The organism is Paenibacillus sp. OV219 (assembly GCF_900110075.1).
Lineage (GTDB): Bacteria > Bacillota > Bacilli > Paenibacillales > Paenibacillaceae > Paenibacillus_Z.
The window spans coordinates 43,390-63,385 of the sequence record NZ_FOCJ01000007.1 but is presented as its reverse complement, the minus strand read 5'-3'; the positions used below and the strand labels follow the sequence as shown (position 1 = coordinate 63,385).

The window sequence follows — 19,996 nt, the reverse complement described above, 5'->3', positions numbered from 1 at the left end:
CCTGCTGCCTGCGCTGAAACATGAAGAAAGACGGCGTATATGGTCCATTTACGCCGCCTCTTTATGAAAGTTACCTATACTTTCATGATGCCTTTGTCCTTCAGCACCTTCATGAAGATCCCGCCCACAACGCTGCGATGCTGGAAGTTCAACTGTCTCGTCGTTAATGTATCCGTCCAATCCGAGAACGGAACACGGTCCGGCGTGTCATTCAGCATATGCCAGATTGGCTCGATCAGCGAAGTGAAATCACTGTCTTGCTCCGCGAGCGCAGCCGACCATACGAGCCAGTCCGACTTCGTATACGTCGCGCGGCTATCGAGCGGCGTGCCGTACTTGTTGCTTTGCTTCACATACCAAGCCACTTCCCGGCGAATCATATCACGGTCGAACAGCTCTGTACCGAAGAGCACATCCCAGATCAAGTTATATTTGAGGCTCCATGTACCTTCTTGGCCAAAAGCAAGCTTCGTATGTTCGCCATCTGCTGCGAGCTCGTTCCACTTAACCGCCATATCTTGCGCTGCGCTGCGGTAACGAGCCGCTTCTTCTGCTTCGCCTTGCAGCTGCTTCAGAATCGAATAGCTCGCAACGCCCATAATCGCTTTCACGGACAGGTTCGCATTGCGGGCAAGATGACCGGCAAAGTCATCCGTGCACAGCTGGTTCTCTGGATCGAGACCGTACTCCAGCAGATATGACGCCCACTCGCCAAGCAGCTCGATATGGTCGAAGATATATTGGCGGTTTGCGCCAGCCAGACATGCAGCAGCAGCCATGATGAGCATATTGCCGCATTCCTCGACCGGCATTTGCCCATCTCGCGAGTTATCGCTGTACACTTGACCGTTGCCAATCGGATATTGGCCGATATCATGCGGCGCGAACTCGAACGGCCATGCATCGGTCAACGAATATTTCAGAATCGGACGGATCATGCCCTCTACGAGCGCTGGATTGTACAGCAGGTAGAGCGGAATGGACGGGTAGCTGACATCGACCGTCGCCATGCAGCCATTGCTGTAACATTCCTTGGACAGGAACAACAGCTGTCCTTCCGTATCCGTTACGAGCTTATGCGCGGCGATGGACTGCCGGTACGATAAAGCGAGCAGATCGGCATAGCGTTCGCCGCCTGCCTTCGTGCCATCTTCAAGCAGCTGCCGGTCGAATGCCGCACAGCGCTCGCGCAGTGAATCAAACTCCGCAAAGGCATCCGCGAGCATCTCTTCCGCGCCTTGACCGTTCCGGCGCCAATACGCTTGCAGCTTATCGCCGAAATACTCGACGGCATAGACGTCATCGTATGCAAGAACAGCCAGATGGCTGACAGGAGACGCGCCGACGCTGCCGCTGTCGAAGACAACTGCCATCACAGGGCTGGCATCCGCCACCACCCGTGCTGCCGACACATCGACTGGCTCGCCCTTCAGCTGCTCGCCACGGACGAAGCGCTTGCGCAGATCGTCTGTGCCCGCGTAGATTCGGGCAGGCTCCGAGCGCTTCGCCGCCAGATAGAAATGACCCCAATCGATGCGATGGTCATCGCCCGAACGGTTCATATAGTCCTGCTGCTCATGGCTCATGCGTAGCGCTAGCAGCTCATCGCCGCCAACCGCTTCGCAGAGCACTGCTTGCTTCGGAAGATCGACGCACCATTCGCCCGTCACGTCGTAATACACACTAACCTCATGCTCGCGTCCGTCTGTCGCCTTCACTTCGAAGGAGACATACGAAGCTGGGCGCGACAGGACGTCAAGATCCTCTAGCAGCAGCGGCGTCAAGAAGTGAACCGACATCGCTACTCCTGCTGCTTCAAACGTGTACACCGTGCTAAGCGGCGTCACAGTTAATCCGGTCTGCGCAAGCGCAGGCGGCTCCGTATAGTACCGGTCCGCTCTCGGCTCCACTTTGCCGGCGAAGCGCCAAACTGCCCCATCGATACGTACTAAGCCGGTCATCGCATGGCGCTGGCCGGTCCAGTGGCGCGTATAATCGTCAGTCAGGCGATCAGCCGCCGACCAGACGCTGAAATAAGGATCAACTGTAACTAGAGGAACGGAAGAAGGACGAATAGCTTGCATCATTGGGACATCCTCTCGATCTAATATATATTTTTTATAATACATATAGATTAAATCGTATATACGAGGATGTCAATGCAGAGATCAGCGTGCTGTGCGCGTGAACGGCAGGGCAACATCAACCGTCGTACCCTGACCGAGCTCACTTTCGATGCTGATCTGCCCGCCATGCTCCTTCACGATTTTGTAGCAGATCATGAGGCCAAGGCCCGTCCCTTTCTCCTTCATGCTATAGAACGGTTCGCCAAGCCGCGCGATGCGCTCCGATGGAATGCCGCAGCCGTGGTCGGTGACACGAATGGAGACATGCTTCTCTTCTCTTCGCCTTATATTAATTTTAATCTGGCCGCCGGTGCTCATCGCTTCAATTGCATTCTTCATCACGTTAATGAATACTTGGATAAGCTGATTCTCATCGCATTCCACCTCTGGAATGTCCGGCTCCGTCTCCAGGTGAATTTGTACATTATTCATCAGCGCGAGCGGATAGAGCAGCGAAGCTACCTGTGCCAGTACAAGCTCGATCCGGTGCATCTTGTAGGACATCGACTGTGGCTTCGCGACAGACATGAACTGGTTCGTAATCCACTCCATCTGCTCAATCTCGCTGCGCATCACATCGAGGTACCAGCCATTCTTGTCGGTCGTCTGCTTGTTTAGAAGGCTAATAAACCCTTTTATCGTCGTTAGCGGGTTACGAATTTCGTGGGCAATTCCTGCTGCAAGCTGACCGACTACGGCGAGTTTATCCGTCGTCCGGAGTAACTCCTCCGTCTGCTTCAGTTCTGTGATATCGCGCCCTATCGTCAGCAGACCATTGCGCCTGCCGTCCGCGTGGAAGATCGGCACCTTCATAATATCGTATATACGATCACCGTACGGCGTATCCGGAAGCCCATTCTGCTGACGGATGGCATGACCCACCTCCCAAACTTGCTCGTCATAATCGTGGCTTTTAGCGAGAATCTCTTCGTAATGCCCGCTTTGCTCCGCCAACTCCTTATTGGTCAGCCCTTTGTAAGGAATGGATTCTAACTTAAACATGATGAGCGTATGCTGGTTCGCTTCTACCCACCTACCTTCCCCGTCCTTATAGCTGACGAGATCCGGCATGGCGTTCATTACCTCGCGCAGTCGCTTCTCGCTTTCACGCAGATCTTCGATCATCTTCTTACGCTCAGCTATATCCTTCATTATCAATGCAATAGCGACAGGCTCCCCATTACTGCCGAGCAGTGGGGCAGCGGAGACGGCGATCTCGACGAGGCTGCCGTCCTTGCGGGTTCGGAATGCTTCGTAGCAATACGCCTGCCGAGAGGCAAGCACTAGGCTGCGAATACGTTCAACCTCCTGCTGCTGCAGGTCAACAATTGTCGGCAACCGCATGCCGAGCACTTCTTCTTCCGACCAGCCGAATATGGACTCGAACGCTTTGTTTATTTTAATAATATGCAGCTCCGTATCCAGTACGAGGCAGGCATCATCGACATTCGCAAAGAAGAATTTCAACTGCGCTTTCGAAAGCTGCTCATCCAGAGTAGCCCCATCACTCGACTCCCTCTCACGCAGCACCGTATAAACACCAGTAATTGCATCGTTGATGATGATAGGGAAGCTCGTTAATGTCATCACAAGACGTAGTCCCCGTTTATGCAAAACGACCATTTCGCACTCGTATTGTGATCCGTTTGCCGAGTCCTCGAACGCCTGCTTGCTTCGCTCCCTGTAATCCGGGGCAGCCAAGCGATCCAGACTCAATTCGGCAAGCTCGCTTGCCTCGTATCCAAGCCTCCGCTGTGCCGAATGATTGGATTCGAGAAGCCTACCTTCCAAATCAAAAGATAAAATCGCTTCGGGATGATGATCAAACAATGACTTATAAGCGGGATATCGATCCGTTACGGGCATTTGGTGGTTATGCGACATGATTCCTCCAACATAATGGTTCTGTATGAGATATAGTTCTTTTATATCATAAACCAAGCTAGTAGGTTGGATTTTCTTACACCTTGCAAGCTGCTTAATGAATGAAAAGAGCTGCAGGAAGAGTAGTTACCTACCCTCACATACAGCTCTTCTCCCGTACAGCGTATTTAATTCTTTGGTTTAATCCTCCGATCGCCCGCTTGCAGGGTGGCTAACCCTATTCTTTCACCGAACCAAGCATAATACCGCTAATGAAGTACTTCTGCATGAACGGGTATACGACCAGTATTGGGATCATCGTAATGACGAGCTTCGCTGCCGTAAGGCTGCGGTTGGAGACCGCTAGCAAGCTGCGAACCTGATCCACATCGCGGATCGTCGTATCGTAATTGACGACAAGCTGCTGAATATACGTTTGCAGCGGGTAGTCGTCCGTATTGATGGAATAGATCAAGCCGTCAAAATAAGCGTTCCAGTTGCCGACGACAATAAAGAGTGCAATGGTTGCCATAATCGGCAAGGAGAGCGGTACATAGATTTGCAGCAGACGACGCCATGGCCCCGCTCCATCGATGCTCGCCGATTCCTCCAGCTCAGACGGAATGTTGCGGAAGTAGTTCATCATGAGAATGATATTGAACTGACCGACCGCGCCTGGAATGACAAGCGCCCAGATTGTGCCGAGCATGTGCGTATCCTTCACCGTAAAGAACATCGGCACTAGACTTGGACCAAACAACATTGTACCGATGACGATCCACATGTAAATGCCCCGAGAACGGAACGCTTTGCTGCTTCTGGACAATGGATACGACGCCAGGATGACAAGCACCATATCGATAACGAGCGCAAGCACGACGCGTTGCACCGATACGCCAACCGCTGTCAGAATCGCATGATCCTTAAAGATTGTCGTGTACGTGGTCCAGCTAAATCCAAGCGGGTAAACCGTTACAAGCCCTGCCGTCGCCTTGGCGCTGTTGCTAAATGAAATCGACAGGATGTTCAGCAGCGGAACGAGCGTCATTAAGGCTAGCATCGTAAGAATACTATAAATAATCGTGTTGGTTATGATATCACTTTTTGTTAATCGAATCCCCATCAATTTCACCCCGTCATCTAGAACACCTTATATTCGCCATACTTCTCTGCCAGCCATTGCGAGACAAGAATGAAGATGAATGCCACAGCCGAGCGGAACAATCCAACCGCAGTAGCGAACTCGTATTGATTGCTCTGGAAGCCCATGCGATAAATATACGTGTCGTAAATATCAGCGACCTGATACACAAGCGGATTGTACAAATTGAAGATTTGATCGAAGCCGCCGCTCAGAATCCCTTGAAGACTTAATATGAGAATGAGCACTACCGTACCTTTTATGCTCGGCAGCGTAATATTCACCAGCTTGGCCCATCGTGAAGCTCCGTCTACATCGGCTGCTTCATATAAGTTCGGATTGATGCTCGTCAGAGCCGCCAGAAACACGATAGCGTTAAACCCGAAGCCTTTCCATACATCCGTCAAATAGATGATAATCATGAACCAGGTGTTGCTGCTGAAGAACATAGTCGGTTCGCTGCCGTTCAGCTTATGAACGATACCGTTAATCATGCCGTCGATGGAGAAGAAATCTTTGAAAATACCGGCCATAATGACCCAGGAAAGGAAGAAGGGCAAATAAACGATCGTCTGAACAGTCTTCTTAAACCATTTTTTCTTAATTTCATGCAGCAGCAGGGCGAATGCCAGTGCGCACGAGACATTCAGAATGATCTTAACGACCGAGATGGTAATGGTATTAATCGTAATTTGTTTGAACTCCGGTATTTGAAACAGCATTTTGAAATGATCGAGTCCCGCCCATGGAGAGCCCCAGATGCCTGCAATCGGATCAAAGTATTTGAAAGCCATAATCGAACCGAGCGTAGGATAAATGCTGAAAATAGCCAAAATAACGATACTTGGGAAGAGCATAAAGTGATAGTGAATCGCTTCCTTGTTGCGCACTCTGCCGTTAGCTTTCAATATAAGTTCACCCCAGTTCGAATCAAACAAATGCTGAGTCGCTCAAGCCTTGCAGCAGGCTCAGCACTTGTTTTGTGATCCGTTATCCTTATTTGCCTACGATATCGTTAACTTCTGCCGTAATATCTTTACCGCCCATGTTGTTCCACAGCTCTACGAATTTGTCGAAATCATCAATAGACTTCTTACCAGTAATGATCTCGAGGAAAGTCTTCTTCTCCAGATCGTCAAGTGATGCTTTCTTCTTCTGCATCAGATCGGTCGAACCGATAAATGCCGGAAGCGTCTGCTGAACCGGATTCTTCACAAGGCCAGCCGCACCGATCGCGAACTGGTTCGCAAGGCTCCACAATCCCATATCCGCGAATTTGTCCGCTGCCTTGTTGTAGTTCAGAATCGAAGTCGCTTGTACTTTCGTCTCTGGATCTGTATCTTCCATCTTCGCCTTGCCGTTTACAACGTCCATGATCGCTTTGTAGCGAACCGTAATTTCATGCGGATCTTTCGCGCTGACACTTGCAGGCAGCAAAGGCATCTTCGCATTCAAGTACTTCGCGCCTTCGTCGATCGTCAGCTTGTTGTACCAGTCCAGCTTCTTCGTGTTCGCTTCTTGTGCATAGTTCAGCATCTTCATAATCGCTTCCGGATGCTTGAAGCCCTTCTTCACGACAACGAACGATCTCACGGCGCCATAGCCCTTCGCATGCGCGATGCCGTCAACACCTTTAAGTACAGTCGCTTGCCAATTCGCATTATGATCGTTCTTCACCGAATCCGGCAGCGGGTACCATGTTGCCCACCATGCTCCTTCGAACACGCCGGCTCTGCCCTTCGCAATCGCTTCTACCGCTTTGTTGCTGTCGTTCATAATGAAATCTTTCGCAACCAGACCGTCTTTGTACCACTTCGCAAGACGCTCCAACGCGCCCTTCATCTCAGGCTGTACGGAGCCATAGCCAACGCTGCTATCTGCTGTTCTAATCCATTGCCCCGGATACGAGTTATACGCGCCGAACACGAAATCGAAGGAAGCTGTATCTGCTCCGAAAATGTTCTGTTGCGACGGAAGCGCGCCAGCACCGAATTTATCCTTGAATGCTTTCAATGTTGTCTCTACATCATCCAGCGTTTGCGGCTCTGGGAGGCCCACTTGGTCCAGCCAATCTTTCCGCGTCCAGATAACCGGAATAGCTGTCTCAACGTCGGCAATCGAAGGAATCGCATACAGCTTGCCATCCGAGGAAACTGACTTCAGCGCATCTGGTCCGCCAAGCGCGATGCTGTCCTTCAAGTTCTGGGAACCGTAATCGTTATACACTTGCGTCAAATCTTCGATCATGTCTGCCTTGATAAGCTTCTTCAGGATGCTAAGTCCATTCGGGTCCACGCTTATGGACAGGACATCTGGAATGTTGTTCGCCGCGATCAAGAGGCTGATCTTCTGCTCGAAGGCGAAGTTCTGGTCGCTTGTCGACCATGCCATCTTCGGCTTCACGTTCAAATTCTGCTCGAACCACTTCTCTACATCGTTGTTCTCGAAGCTTTCCCCTGCAGGTGGTTTTGTTTCTGCAGAGAGCGAGATCCCTGTCGTGAACTCGACCATCTCTGACATTTTGCCAAACGGATCTGGCTTCTCAGCAGGCGCGGCCGTATTCGCCGCCTTGTCGTTCGTGCTGTTTGCATTGCCGCTGTTGTTCGCGCTCGCATTTGTCGTTTGTGCGTTGCCTTCTGCAGCATTGCCGTCTTTTGTATTGCCCCCGTTGTTCGAATTGCCGCAAGCTGCACTTGTTAACATAAGTGCGGTGACCAGTGATACAGATGCTACTGCTTTTAATTTCTTTTTCACTTGAATCCCCCTAAGACTTGAGTAGTATGACTTGCTTGTCTCTATATTAAGTGAAATGAGGAAGATCGCGGGATAGACGATCTTCCTCTTCTAATGGGAGTTTAGTAATCAATTGTAGGCGTTTACATGACAACATTCCTACTAACTGATGAAAAGTTTCTCTTGTGTATGAAAGCGTTTACGAATGCGTGTGAATTTACCGATTCCGCTCCCGATATTCCGACGGCGTTATGCCGTTATGCTCCCGAAACAGCTTGCTGAAATACTTCTCATCCTGGAAGCCCAACTGGTCGGCAATGACATAGATTGGCTTCGCCGTCTTGCGCAGCAGCGCCTCCGCATTGCTCAGCTTGAGCCCTCTTAGATAATCACTGAACTGTGTTCCCGTAATGTCCTTGAAGCAGACGCTGAAGTAGCCTCGGCTCATATTGACCGCTTTGGCCACTTCCTCTTGATTAATGCCGTCAAACAAATGATCATTCAAGTACTGAATCGCATTGTTAATGCTAGCAACAACCTCGTCCGAGTAGCGCTTACCCTGCTCATTCATAAAGGTCGGAGCCGAAACGAAGCCGCCGCGCTCCTTGCTGTCATGCCGAATACGAGCGGAGATCCGTTCGAGCACATCATCGAGTGTCTCTTTCTCGAGCTGTGTCTTCACAATATAATCAATCGCGCCAAGGCGCATGGCATCCTGGATATAGTTGAAATCCTGATGGCAAGTCAGCACGACCACCTTGAGGTCCGGGTAAGCATCCCGCGTCGCCTTCATCAATTCAAAGCCAGACATGCCTGGCATCGTTAAATCCATAAAAACAATATCGACACGATTGTTCGCTAGAAACTCAAGCGCCTTCTCGCCGCCGCTCGCTTCTCCTACGATTTTGAAGCCGAATTTCTGCCATGGCAGTACAGAGATGAGCCCTTTTCGTACAAAAATTTCGTCATCCACAATTAATGTCTTCATCATCGCGACTCCCCCTTAGATCATGCTGCGGCTTATCGGAAGCGTGAGCTTGAAGGTCGTTCCCTGATCCTTCTCACCCTTAATCTCCATTGAAGCAGCGCTTCCGTAATTGACTTCAAGCATATCCCGGACGTAGCTAAGGCCAATGCCCATACCGACTTTCTTATGCGCGTCCGCCTGCGGCTCAAGCAGCCGCCCGATCTCCTGTTCCGTCATGCCTGCGCCATTGTCTTGGACCGTGATAATCAGCTTGCCAGCTTCTTCATACGCGCTGATCTGGATATAACCGCTCTCATCCTTCAGCCCATGGTAGATCGCATTCTCCACAATCGGCTGCATAATAAAGCGCGGTACCGCAACATCGCCAAGCTCCGGATCGACCTTGATCTGCACGTCAAAATGGTACGCATACCGGATACGCTGCAAATCGACGTAGTTCTGAAGCGCCTCCGTTTCCTCGTTTAAGGAGACGATGCCGCCTTCCTTGCCGAGGTTGTAATGCAGCACTCTTGTAAATAGCGCAACAAGCCGGTCAATCTCGTCCTGCCCGTTCATCCGAGCCAGCCACTGCACCGTATTGAGCGTATTGTGCAGGAAGTGCGGGTTAATCTGGTGAAGCAGCTTCTCCACCTCGACAGCCCGTTTCTTGCGCTCCTTCTCCTCAAGCTCCTTGAACAGATCGGAGATTTTGTCCTTCATCACATGAAATTGTACGAGCAGGCTGTCGAACTCCGTGATGCCCGTCCTTTTCAATTCGGAGTTGAACTTGTTATGGGATAACAGAGTAATCTCGCGGTGAATCGTACGCAGCGGCCTGTATACGACTCGCCAGATGGATAGACCCAACAATAAACTGATCGCAATCGACAGTACTGCCAGTAGCGCGAACTTGCCCATCCACTTGCGCACATCCGAACTGTACGCTTTCTTCTCGACCGCCGACAGAATGTACCAGCCTTGCTCGCCTTGCTCTGCGAAGATATAGTAGCCTTTCTTTATCGAGTCGGATTTGCCCTTATCATCCAACTTACTGACATCAATGTAGGAGCCGAGTGGAAAATCCTTCTGCCCCTGGCTGTACATTACTTTGCCCTGTGAATTAAGCATAATGGAAGTTACCGCGAGCTTGTACTGCTGAGATTTAAGCAAATCCTCAAACAATTTAATACTTGTCTCCATATAAACGTAGAGATCGGCACCCTCAATGAGATTCACTTTGCGTGCGACCGAGAACACCACGCTGTCCTTGGTTGATTTCATCGTCTGATGCGGCCCGAAGAACGTGGCGTTAATGCCATGGGCAAGCGTCGGGAGGTTCGATAAGCGGAACCCTTCCTGCACACTCTGATTCTCGAACATGACTTGATGCATGCCCGCGTGATAGAAGAAGATGAGTCCTATATCCGGCTTCGCGGCGTTGATGAGCGAGATGCTCTCAATAACGGCCTTCTTCTTCTCGTACTTGGTCAAAATATCATCCGTATCGATATACGTCTCAATATCGTCGGCCACTCTGCCGTTATACATCGCCAGCTGCAGTGCCGAATCCTCCAGATTGGTGAACACATTGCTAGTGCTGATCTGAATCTGCTTCATATTGCTGCGGATACCGTCATCAATATTGTTGTTTAGTAAGGAAATGATAGAAATATAGGAGATATAGCCGATTAGGGCAAGAGGAATAATCGAACTGAGCACGAGGAAGAAATAGGCTCTGCTCTTAAGCGAGTACGATGATTTGGGTAGCACGAGTTGTCCCCCTCACGGAAGCATGAGCCAAAACTGTATAAAAATTTACAGTTCTGTAATGATTTTTCATCATTTTACGTAATCGACCTGCTTCGCGTCAATCCATTCCGGCTTGCCTAGGACTATTGAAGGCCGGCCCGGCGGTCAATTAAGACCTTCGGACCAGCCTTCGTTCTGCTGATGAAGCAGCTTTAGCTGCGCGTTACGATGATGCGGCGGCTTAGCCGCGAGTAACGATAAGCGGAATTAGCCCCGAGTTACAATTATGCTATACGTTAGCTCTGTGCCGTCTTCCGCCTTCACGCGTACCGTAATTGTATTCGCCCCAGCCTTCAGCTTCTTCACGTTGTTAATATGAACTTTGGCCTGTGCATCAAGCGCTGTCGCCGTCACAGAAACCGATGTCGCCTCGCTCGGTAATTGAATCGAATAGGCGAGGACATTTGGATTAAATCCAGTTACCTGAACGCCGTTCACCTGCAAGTCGCTAAGCGAAGCCACATTCGATTTAACTCGGTTAACCGTCAGCGTATACGTGCGCTGCGTGCCGTCCTCTGCGGTAACAAGAACGGTCACCGTATTCGGAATTTTCTTCAGCTTTGCGCCGCCGACAACCGTTACCGTTGACTTCGCGTCAGTAGCCGTTGCCGTAACCGTCACTTCCTTCGTCTTGATCGGTACTTCAACGCTGTAGCTGGTTGTACCCGCTGAGAAGCCCGCGACTGTTACTCCGTCGATTTGCAAATCGCTTAAAGATGCATCGTTCGAGTGGATCGGCGGGAATACGAGCGCCTGGTGCTGGCTGTAGAAGCTGCTCGCCGCAGGTCCAACTTTCGTCAAATCACCAAGCCAGTCAACGCCGTTGGAGGTCCAAGGCATCATGCCCTGCCAGCCATTCGCATATGCGCTGAAATAATCCTGCTCCAGCTTATGCCCTGTCGTGCCAAGAGCTGCCGTCTCGCCAATGACAGCCGGACGATCCGCACTCAGACCGAACTGCTCTGGCGTCACATACATCGGAACGCCCCAATACTGACCCATCCAGTCGTAATAGTGCGGCGCCCAGAAGTCCAGCTTCGCAAGCGCATTGCCTCCAACTGCCCCCATCAGCTCCGTATCACCGACTTTGTTGCCTTGGCAGCCTTCCGTACATGTGCCACTGTTGTATTTCACCATCGCGATACCGACAGTTGTCAGCACATGACTGTTCCCATGAACGGCAACATTCATCTTCGCGAACAGCTTCTGCAGTTGTTCCCATGGGAGCTTACTCTCTTCAAACACCCAATCCGGCTCGTTCATGAAGTCAATCGACCACAGATAAGGATTATCTTTATAGCGGTTTGTAAAAGGAATGACGTAATTCGTCACGTACGAGTCGATGTTCGCGTCGTTCATCAGCATGTTGCGCCAGCTGTTATAGTTCGGATGCGAGTCCTTCATATGGTCAAACGACATCAGCGTTGCCATAATGTAGACGCCGTGCTTCTGCGCCAGGTAGAACAAGCTGTCGAGATCGTTCCAATGCGCCGCTGTTGCGCCGGACACATGGCCGGATTCATCAATATCAATACCAACCTCGCCGTTGCTCGTAATCCAGACGCGTGTCGCATTGACGCCATTGTCATGGAGCTGCTGGAAATGCGTATCCCAGAAGCTGAAATCGAAGTCGCCGCCAAAATCATTCCAGTTATCCCAAGGCGTGTTCGCCCCGTTGAACCAGATCGGTTCATGGCCCGCGTAGAACTTCGTGCCTTGTACGTTAATATGATTGCTGCCACCGCCTGGGAGATCGCGGATCAGCTTAATGGTGTACGTCTTGGTCGTAAGATCCTTCGCCGTGACGAGCACGGACACTTCATTCTCGCCGACCGCCAGATTGCTGCCGCCGCTAACTACCGCTGTCGCTGCAGAGTCCGTTGTTGCAGCTGTGATTGCCGCTGATGTTGTGGCGTTCGGAACATGCGCGATGTAGGAGAGATTCTTGTCCGAGAAGCCGGCTACGGTCACCCCGTTCACGCGAAGATCGCTAAGGCTTGCCGGGCTGGGCGTTTCGACAGGAGCGCCGCCGACAAGGCCAATGCTATCGATGTAGATGCTGCCGTTAAAGTCGCCGCTTGTCTGCAACTGAACGCCAAGCTCGTTAAACGGATTAAGCGCGGCAGCCGGAATCGTGAGCGTGAGCGTATTCCAGCTATCCTTCGTCAAGCTGCTGTAAGAGACGAGCGCTCCCGTCCAGGACCAGTTCTTGTCCATCATATAAGGCTGAATGCCCGCGATATTAGCGCCGCTCGGCACCCAAATATGAAACTCATACGTACTGCCTGCCGCAAGTCCGGCAGGATTGCTCAGCTTCGCGAATGGGCTTGTCGAAGCCCCTGTGACGTTCACACTCATCTTCAGTGATTGCGCGCCTGCGTATGCTTGTTCACTGCTGGCGGAGAGCGCTGCTCCACCTGTACCTGTAAAGCTTTGCGAGCCATTTTCGAAATTGAATAAGGCTGTGTCGGTAGTCGCATTTGCACTTGCAGGTATAGCGAGCATTGCCGCAATCATGCTCATAATGAGAAACAGTGCGGCCAATCGGCGAGTTCTATTCATATTCACGTTCTTGTTCACCTCATCTTTGTATTTAAGCGCTTACATAAATAGCGAAATAATGACGCTTCTTCATCTCATTTCTAGTCACAGCTGTGACAGCATACCATACGCACAGCAGATCGTTTACTTAATACCCTCCTTTTGTCGAGTGGTTTGTAACATAAATACCTTACACTTGTCGTAATTATGTAATATTTTCCGTCAAATCAGATTATAATGTACCTGTAACCTTTCTGTAAATAAGACTTTTGTTTAATTTTCTCTTAATTTTGTAATGTTACAAAATTAAGATTTTGTTTATTGACAAACTGATGCACTATTCTACAATTGAACCAAGGACTCTATGACTAAAGGATTGATACGCTTGAGCAAAAAGGTGACGACCCACGATATTTCGTTAAGTCTCGGCCTTTCCCGAAACACCGTCTCCAAGGCGCTTAACGACCATCCAAGCATTACAAATGAAACGAAGCAGCGTGTTATCGAACAGGCGATTGCGATGGGCTATAAGAAGGTGAAACAGATCGTTGCTTCACAGTCACAGTCCGATGGCACCTCTTCTGGCAAAACACAGAGCATCGCTTATCTTACAAAGCATCAGCTGTATCACGGCACGGGCTTTTGGATGAATGTGATGAGCGGAGTCGAGGAAATTACGAGTGGCAACGGCTACGAGATGAAGATTAGCTTCGTGAAGAACGAAGATATCGACGCACTTATGCTTCCCGCCGTACTGACAAGCGGCGATATTGCCGGCTTTATCGTTGCAGGCAGCATGGACAAGCCTTACACCGAGAAACTGCTCCAGCTCCCGATTCCGAAAGTATTTATTAACATTAATCCTGAGCTGCCGCTCTCTGGCTTGGAGACAGACGTTGTATTCATGGAGAATGAGGACAGCATCTACCAGATTACGAGCCAGCTTATTGCAGCAGGCCACCAGAAGCTCGGCTTTATTGGAGATATTAGCTCCTGCCGCAGCTTCATGGAGCGCTGGTTCGGCTTCCAGCGGGCGCATTTTGATGCAGGACTGCCCATGAACCCGGCCTATTGCATCACATCGGCAAGCGCGGATGGCTTCCAGAACTATGAAGGTTTCGCACGCTCGCTGAAAGAGATGAATGAGCTGCCTGACGCATTCGTCTGCGTCAACGATAAGATTGCGCTTAACGTCATTAAGTATGCCGGAGAGATCGGCAAGTCCATCCCCGGCGACCTCGCCGTCTCCGGGTTTGACCAGATTGAGGAGGCGGAGTTCCTCGGCTACACGCTAACGACGGTGGCGCACGATGAGCACCAGCTCGGCTTGCGGGCGACGGAGCAACTGCTGCAACGGTTGAGCAAGCCGGACCGCGCTTACGAGACGATTCGCCTCGCGACGAAAGTGGTATTCGGCGAAAGCACGATGGCCGCTGTGAGGGGATAAATAGAACGGCTGTGCAGGCGCGAATTGCGCTGCGCAGCTGTTTTTTGTTTTGGGGGAGGCTTGGCGCGGAGCGCAGCTGCTGCAATAAGGTGGAATCGGCGAATGTAGCTGGTTCGGTGGACCTCTTTGGTGGAATTCCGGGGGAATCGGCGAATGTAGCTGGTTTGCTGGACCTCTTTGGTGGAATTCCGGGGGAATCGGCGAATGTAGCTGGTTTGCTGGACTTCATCAGTATTTAAACACTCATCCGCAAGTCCATTTCGAATCGCGCAGATACGACCTTTCACAGGTATAAGTGGAAATATCCACTTAAATCGTCCAGTTTGCGGCGTACACCGATAAATAAGTGTATTTCTACACTTATTTTAGCCGAAATGGGCTCAAACCTCCTATTCCACTCCAAATAACTGGATATTTCCACTTACTAAGCCGTCGTAGCCCTTAATCGCCACGAATAAGTGGATTTTTCCACTTATAAACAAAAAAGCCCGAATCGAGTATCGTCGATTCGGCTTAGTCGGGCAGGGTCAGCTCCACGTGCCGACGCTCCCCATCCGTCCCACCTTGCTAGCCCTTGCTGGAACTACGCTTAAGCGAGCGACGAAACAGCAGCCGCAGCAGCGGTGGAACTGCGAAGAAGATAAAGAACATCCGGAACAGCTGGTAACCAGCGACCATGGACAAGTCGGCATCAATCTCATGCGCGATGATGCCCATCTGGTCCATTCCGCCCGGCGCCAGGCTGAGCAGCGCCGTTGGCAGCCAGATCGGGTACAGCTTTGTCAGCAGCAAGCTGAATCCCCAAGCACCGACGATAAGCAGCAGTCCGCTGCCTACCGCGAGCGAGATCGTCCGCAGCTTATTTTCCAGCTGCTCCGGCTTCAGGAGCAGCCCCACATAGGCGCCGATCATGAGCTGCGCCGCATCAATGAACAATGCCGGAAGCGCCGGACCTTCCAAGCCGCACAGCAACTGCAGCACAGCGGTCCCAATCGCCGGACCGAGCAGGTACGCCGTTGGGAAGTTGACCCGGCTGCCGAGCAGCGCACAGCCTATCGCAACCGGCGCGAACCACAGCATACCAGGGAACAGCCCGCTCCAAGTCGCGACTGCATGGTGCAGTTGTTCCACAGCCACAGCCACACCCACAGTCCCACCCGTGTCATGTGTCCCTCCGATGAGCGGACTGAACACGATAATCGGAATACACACAATGATCATCATCAGCCGAATGACCTGCGTGACCGTGACGATGGTGACATTAACGCCTTTTGTCTCCTCCGCCAGCGCCAACACCTGTGTCAGCCCTCCGGGCACACTGCCGAGCAGCGCGGTCTTGAAGTCCGTACCTGAGAGCTTGGCAACAGCGAACGCCATACCTGCGCAAAACAACAACAGCAGAACAATCATAAGTACCATCGATAACAGCTGATGGGACATCTCTGCAAGCGCCGTAGCGGTCATGGCGAGCCCAATCGTATAGCCGACGGTAATCATTCCCGCATTCCGAACGGAGGAGGGCCACCTGTAAGCAGATGTTCGGCCAAAAACCTTCGAACCGATCAAGACAGCAAGCATTGGCCCAATCAGCCAAGGGATCGGCGCATGCAGCAGCATAAACAGCGCGCCGCCGAGCAGCGCAGTTATAAGTGTCTTCCCCATTTTCAACTAACACCTTCTTACGTAGATCAATATCAACTAACAATACTACGACTGTGCCAATAAAACAAAAATCGCCCGGATGCCCCCATGCAGAAGGCAATTGCCGGACGATCGTCTATGCACTTATCTATGCACTTATCTATGCACTTATCTAATCACAAACTACACGCTTCTACTCTACTCTAGCCCACTCGCAGCGCTCTCCGTCCTTCAAACCAAGCGCCTCACGAATCATCTGCTCGACAACCGAATAATCCGCCGGATTCTCCCGATTGAAATTCATCCGCTCATGCGTCGGCGCGACGCGGTTGCACATAAAACGCGGTATGCCAAGCTCGTTCGCAGACGGAGCGTGATACAAGAACGGGTGGCAGAGTACCAGATCCCCTGGCTCTCCCGTCGTCTCAACAACGCGCAAGGAGTAACCTTCCGGATCCTCGTACGTGTTGTCCATAAACTTCGCCAAATGCTCCTTCTTCGACAGCTTCTCCTGCTCCCGCTTGTCCTGCTCCGGAGAATCAGCATAAATATCGTCCGAGGCTGACTGCTTCTTGCCGATCAGCTCCGACAGCCAAGGATGCTTCCCACACTCGCGCAGCGCCTCGCCCAGTCCCATGCCTTCTGGATGCTGTGCCAGCACCTTTGACACAATATGGTGCGAGCCTTCCGCAACAAGCGTGCCCGAGCCGCCTTTTTTCACACTCGAGAACAGGCAGACCAGCAGCAGCCCTTGCTCCCAGCTATCTAAGTAATGACGGAAATGACTGCCGTCGTAATGCCACCCGCCCGGAATCTCCGGTCCAAAGTTGATGATGTAACCGCCCCACATAGCGCCCTGCATCATCTTCCCTTCCTGCCAGCGCCCTTCCCCAAGCAAATCTTCAATCGCACCGGTTAGACGCTCGGAGTTCAGTCCATCCATAATCGGATCTACATAATTGCCAAGCCGAACAACCGGCTCCGTCCAGCTGCTTTTATCCTCCTTGTGAATGCCCCGCTTCGCGAGCTCTCCCCATAGAAAATCCTGCACCTTCAGCGCCTCTTCACGCGGATAGGCACCTTCAACCTTGACCCAGCCTTTTTCTTTAAAATGCTGCACTTGCGCTTCAGTCAACACCTTCGACATGCCAGACACTCCTCGATTCGTAAAATAATTAGCCATTATAATAGCATCCTGCCACCTCAAGCCGCTCTATCTGCTACAAGGTTAGTTACACGAATTCCACATGATCAACGGTAATCTGCCCTGCTTTCACATCTACAAAAGGCGCTCCATCCCGCACACCAGCATGCCCATAGCCGTTAGCCGTGCTCAGGAATACGCTGTAATCCCCAGCGATCCGCGGTGATACATAGAGCTTCCGCTCAGTGGCGTCATAGCGTACGCCGCCCCAGCCTTGAATGAGCCCGTATGACGCCATCGCTCGTGCATACCAATGGCCGCATTCATATTCATTGAACGGGTTGCGCGTTCGCCCGTCATAGCGTGCACGGCAGGTACGCACGATATCAAGCCCTTCCTGCACGCTGCCAAGCGCCATCAGATGGGAGGCCACCTGATATTCAATCCCCGTCCATACCTCATCGCTGTATACGAACGGCAGCGACAGCTTGCCGCCCTTCGGCCATGTGCAGAGCAGCAGACCGCCTTCAGCGCCAAGCGCAAAACCAGGCCGCTGCGGATTGGCATGCTCCGTCAGGTCACGCTTCAAGTTATAGTTATAGACGCTGAGCAGATGGCTCCTCACCTTCGACTGGTCGAGAATGTCGCCGAGGCCGCACATTTCCGCAAGCCAAGCGCCGATGACTCCGTCGGACAAGCAGCCTTTGCCATACTGATATTTCGGCCCCTCTTCCTCAAGTAGCGCTCGCGCTTCAGCGGAGTAATTGACGTTCCACGCATCCTTCGTCTCAAGCGGCGAAGGAGCGTGCAGCCCCTCCCACACGATTCGCTGTTCAAAATACTCCCCGTTAAACAGCTCCTGCTCCACAAAGAAACGTCCACGCTTATAAATCTCCTCGTACTGATCGGCGTCTTCCCCGCAAGCCTCCGCGATACGGGCAGCTGCCTTCAGCGCACCGAGATAAATGGACGAGCACATGCCATCCGGTCCCCAGAACTCAATGTCATACGTATTGTGATGCGGCTCAGAGAGCACGCCAGTCTTATCAGGGTCCCAAGTCTCGATGCAGTAGTGAAGGCTTTGCTTCACCTTCGGCCAGATCACCTGCAGCCATGCCGTATCACCGCTAATCCGCCATTCCCGATATACTTTCATAATGCCACCAAGCTGCCCGTCGGCTGCGGCATGGAAATCGTGATCAGCCGGCTGAATCGGCAGTGGCACACGGAAATTCTGATGGCCCGCTGCATCCTGGCCTTCCTCAAACTCCGTATCGCGAATGGTGCGCTCCAGCTCAGGGAACAAATGCGACAGCGCCTGCGCGTAATTCCATACATGCGTACATGTGCCGTGGCAGCTGCCTTGCAGATCCTCACTGCCTTCCCACGCCCAGAACCTGCCGTCTACTTGCCTGAGCACCGTTGGCGACTTTAATATCGACAAGTTCGCAGCAGCTGCTTCTGCAAGCTCCGGCGGCAACGAGGTGCCGAAGAAGCTGTCTGTGAAGGCTTCACTTTCCGCGCGCAATCGAGAGTATTGCTGTGACCAATAGCCAGCCACTTCTGTAATATTTGCAAACCTTCCTGCATACCAAGGCTTATAGTAGCCGACCGAAGAACTGCCAACGCCAACTCCAGCAGTGGAGTCAACACCCTCCCGCTCCGTCACTGCGACGGGAATACCTGCATTCAGGTTCGATTCCGGCACGTACCAGGACAGCATGACCCTCACGGTTTGTCGTTCGTACGGCAGCAGCTCCAGAGGCACATAGAGACTTGCGCCAGGGCTTGGCGCCCCTTCCTTCACTGGCGGATGCTCGCACAACTCACCTGCCGCCAACTTGTTCCAGATCATCGTCACCGAGTCGAACCAGCCGCCTCTGAACCAAGCACAATCTACTTTGGCCCGAGGGTTATCGGTAACCGCACTGAATGCACCCTGCTTCCAAGGCTCATCCGCAAGCGCCGGCTGGTCTAGTACGAAGCCATTCGCCTCTCCCTCGGCTCCTAGCACACGGCGTCCCTCCATGTTCCAGCTGCTCATGAAGTTCGCTGCATGGAACGAATAAACAAGCTCAAGCGATTCACAAGTCTTATTCTCGAAGGTGAATTCCAAGCCCGCCGCAGGCAAGCTGGAATCGTTCGCATTCAGAGGAATGAACGGGCTCCAGCCCGTAATGGACACCGCAACCGGCATCTTCTCATCCTGCAGGCTCACCGTTCCGAAAGGGAATCGCCCCTCGAAGCTGCTCTCCGCAAACCGAGGCAGTCCGTAATGCTTGCCATACAGCCCGCTCCCCGGCCCCGGCTCATAGTCCTTCACCTTGCTCCCGGATATTTTGCGCCGCGGAACCTGCCCTTCCAGCACTCTTGCAACAACGTCCCCACCAGGAGTCTTCACGCTTAGAGCAGAGAACACCATCGGCTCATTCAAGTTATTCGGTCGGTGATGCATCGCAAAATGCGACAGCGCTCCCGTACCCTCCAAGCAGAGCATCCCTGCACCAATACCGCCTAGCGGAAACGCAATATGGGCATTGCGCTCACCGGCATATACACCGTTATATCGCTGACTCACAGACTC

At 52.0% G+C, this 19,996-nt stretch carries 13 protein-coding genes; 2 read left to right on the top strand and 11 right to left on the bottom strand.

The window, feature by feature from the left end; genetic code table 11:
• Positions 1-74 precede the first annotated feature (74 nt).
• From BMY11_RS18005 to BMY11_RS17970, 8 genes are all read right to left on the bottom strand, one after another.
• Positions 75-2,087, bottom strand: coding sequence for a glutaminase family protein (locus BMY11_RS18005; protein WP_371262870.1), 2,013 nt, complete (start codon positions 2,085-2,087; stop codon positions 75-77).
• Positions 2,088-2,168: 81 nt separating this feature from the next.
• On the bottom strand, positions 2,169-4,010 hold the full coding sequence (locus BMY11_RS18000; RefSeq protein ID WP_090579142.1) for a PAS domain-containing sensor histidine kinase: 1,842 nt from the start codon (positions 4,008-4,010) through the stop codon (positions 2,169-2,171).
• Positions 4,011-4,227: 217 nt separating this feature from the next.
• A complete protein-coding gene (locus BMY11_RS17995) occupies positions 4,228-5,112 on the bottom strand; it encodes a carbohydrate ABC transporter permease (RefSeq protein WP_090579139.1) in 885 nt (294 codons plus the stop codon).
• A 17-nt stretch (positions 5,113-5,129) separates the two neighbouring features.
• A complete protein-coding gene (locus BMY11_RS17990; RefSeq protein WP_256217623.1) occupies positions 5,130-6,038 on the bottom strand; it encodes an ABC transporter permease in 909 nt (302 codons plus the stop codon).
• An 88-nt stretch (positions 6,039-6,126) separates the two neighbouring features.
• The gene (locus tag BMY11_RS17985; protein WP_090579136.1) at positions 6,127-7,884 is read right to left on the bottom strand and encodes a type 2 periplasmic-binding domain-containing protein; all 1,758 of its coding nucleotides are present in this window, start codon (positions 7,882-7,884) and stop codon (positions 6,127-6,129) included.
• Positions 7,885-8,080: 196 nt separating this feature from the next.
• Positions 8,081-8,854 carry a response regulator transcription factor gene (locus BMY11_RS17980; RefSeq protein WP_090579133.1) on the bottom strand — a complete coding sequence of 258 codons (774 nt, stop codon included), beginning with the start codon at positions 8,852-8,854 and terminating at the stop codon, positions 8,081-8,083.
• 12 nt (positions 8,855-8,866) lie between these two features.
• Positions 8,867-10,600 carry a sensor histidine kinase gene (locus BMY11_RS17975; RefSeq protein WP_090579131.1) on the bottom strand — a complete coding sequence of 578 codons (1,734 nt, stop codon included), beginning with the start codon at positions 10,598-10,600 and terminating at the stop codon, positions 8,867-8,869.
• A 246-nt stretch (positions 10,601-10,846) separates the two neighbouring features.
• Positions 10,847-13,201, bottom strand: coding sequence for a cadherin-like beta sandwich domain-containing protein (locus tag BMY11_RS17970; protein WP_256217649.1), 2,355 nt, complete (start codon positions 13,199-13,201; stop codon positions 10,847-10,849).
• A gap of 364 nt (positions 13,202-13,565) precedes the next feature.
• Between BMY11_RS17970 and BMY11_RS17965 the strand changes: the two genes are divergently transcribed.
• Both BMY11_RS17965 and BMY11_RS17960 read left to right on the top strand, forming a co-directional pair.
• The gene (locus BMY11_RS17965) at positions 13,566-14,627 is read left to right on the top strand and encodes a LacI family DNA-binding transcriptional regulator (protein ID WP_177182699.1); all 1,062 of its coding nucleotides are present in this window, start codon (positions 13,566-13,568) and stop codon (positions 14,625-14,627) included.
• An 11-nt stretch (positions 14,628-14,638) separates the two neighbouring features.
• A complete protein-coding gene (locus BMY11_RS17960; protein ID WP_090579122.1) occupies positions 14,639-14,866 on the top strand; it encodes a hypothetical protein in 228 nt (75 codons plus the stop codon).
• A 328-nt stretch (positions 14,867-15,194) separates the two neighbouring features.
• Here BMY11_RS17960 and BMY11_RS17955 read toward each other — a convergent pair whose 3' ends face one another.
• From BMY11_RS17955 to BMY11_RS17945, 3 genes are all read right to left on the bottom strand, one after another.
• Positions 15,195-16,289, bottom strand: a complete 1,095-nt coding sequence (locus BMY11_RS17955) for an AbrB family transcriptional regulator (protein WP_090579119.1) — start codon at positions 16,287-16,289, stop codon at positions 15,195-15,197.
• Between the two features lie 172 nt (positions 16,290-16,461).
• The gene (locus tag BMY11_RS17950; RefSeq protein ID WP_143069298.1) at positions 16,462-17,451 is read right to left on the bottom strand and encodes a phytanoyl-CoA dioxygenase family protein; all 990 of its coding nucleotides are present in this window, start codon (positions 17,449-17,451) and stop codon (positions 16,462-16,464) included.
• A gap of 49 nt (positions 17,452-17,500) precedes the next feature.
• Positions 17,501-19,990, bottom strand: coding sequence for a GH116 family glycosyl hydrolase (locus BMY11_RS17945; protein ID WP_177182698.1), 2,490 nt, complete (start codon positions 19,988-19,990; stop codon positions 17,501-17,503).
• Positions 19,991-19,996: the final 6 nt, after the last annotated feature.